The organism is Paraburkholderia nemoris (assembly GCF_905221015.1).
GTDB classification, from domain to species: domain Bacteria; phylum Pseudomonadota; class Gammaproteobacteria; order Burkholderiales; family Burkholderiaceae; genus Paraburkholderia; species Paraburkholderia nemoris.
On record NZ_CAJNBO010000110.1, the window covers coordinates 1 to 1,026 of the forward strand.

The window sequence follows — 1,026 nt, forward strand, 5'->3', positions numbered from 1 at the left end:
GTCAACGGAGAGTCGACCGAAAAGTGGTCGTCGTACAGCCGCCATCTGCTCGACATCGCGTCCACCACCCAGGCGGAGCTCGCGCAGGTCATGCAAACGCAGCACAACCAGTATTGCTCGCGCATGCAGTCTCTCGTCGAAGAAGCAGCGAAGAACGCGCCTGCGGGTTCCGAAGCAGCGATCGCTGCATGGAAGTCTGCCATCAGCGCCACGTCATCGCTGTACGACAGGCTGCAGAAAACGCAGCAGCAGGCCGCGGAGGTTGCACAAGGCAATCTTTCGGCCCTAACGGTGACGGCGAGTAAGGCCGTGCGGCGCAGCGTTGAGCCGCGCGCGTAACACCCGATTATCGGTCGGGACCGGCGCAGGCAGTGCTGCCTGCTTCGCAGCGCCTAATTTTTTGTTTTCGGACTCCCATGATGGACCGGATCCGATCTCTGGCCGACCTGGTTCTTGACCGAATGCGTCGCTGCTCCGTTGAACACGGAGCCAACCCAATGAGGAGGATTCGATGGCAAAGCAGATTGCTGTAGTGACGGGGGGGATGGGCGGGATCGGCGAAGCTATCAGCATCCAGCTGCACGACGCGGGCTACGCGGTGGTGGTCACGTTTTCTTCCGGGAACACAAGCGCAAACGAGTGGCTGAGCCGGATGGAAACACAGGGGCGGCAGTTCCGCGCCTATCCTGTCGACGTCAGCGACTACGACTCGTGCGCGCGATGCGTCGAGCGGATCGCAGCCGAAGTCGGCCCGGTGAGCATCCTGATCAACAACGCGGGCATCACCCGCGACGCGAGCTTCAGTAAGCTCGACAAGGTGAACTGGGACGCGGTGATGCGTACCAACCTCGATTCGGTGTACAACATGACGAAGCAGGTGTGCGATGGGATGGTCGAGCAGGGCTGGGGCCGCATCGTCAACATTTCTTCGATCATTGGCTCGAAGGGCGGCTTCGGCCAGACCAACTATGCGGCCGCCAAGGCCGGCATGCACGGCTTCACGAAGTCGCTTGCGCTCGAGGTAGC

At 61.5% G+C, this 1,026-nt stretch carries 2 protein-coding genes; both read left to right on the forward strand.

What is annotated here, in order from left to right; genetic code table 11:
* On the forward strand, nucleotides 1–339 hold a 339-nt coding region (gene phaP / locus KHO33_RS41880; RefSeq protein WP_211629345.1), incomplete at its 5' end, for a TIGR01841 family phasin.
* Nucleotides 340–511: 172 nt separating this feature from the next.
* Nucleotides 512–1,026 (forward strand): SDR family NAD(P)-dependent oxidoreductase (locus KHO33_RS41885; protein WP_200568557.1); only part of this gene is annotated, 515 nt, incomplete at its 3' end.